This is a genomic window from Duganella hordei (assembly GCF_040369125.1).
GTDB lineage: Bacteria > Pseudomonadota > Gammaproteobacteria > Burkholderiales > Burkholderiaceae_D > Rugamonas > Rugamonas hordei.
In genome coordinates, this window is sequence record NZ_BPWI01000063.1 from 1 (window position 1) to 256 (window position 256).

At 46.5% G+C, this 256-nt stretch carries 1 tRNA gene; it reads left to right on the forward strand.

Annotation, left to right across the window (positions count from 1 at the left end):
- The first annotated feature begins 32 nt into the window (after positions 1-32).
- A tRNA-Ala gene (locus ABWW33_RS33050) sits at positions 33-108 on the forward strand.
- Positions 109-256 lie beyond the last annotated feature (148 nt).

Genomic DNA, 256 nt, shown 5'->3' on the forward strand with positions numbered 1-256 from the left:
GAGTCCAACCAGCCCTACCAGTCTTACCCAATGGGGGATTAGCTCAGCTGGGAGAGCACCTGCTTTGCAAGCAGGGGGTCGTCGGTTCGATCCCGTCATCCTCCACCAAAAAAGCTCAAACGTAAGCCACGAGGTTTAGGTTTGATCTTTTAGAGATCAAGTGCTGTACGTTCTTTAACAATCTGGAAGAAGTAAGTAAATTTTTATTGATCGTGTTCGCCGACAGGTGGATACGATGGGTAATGATTGTATGTAT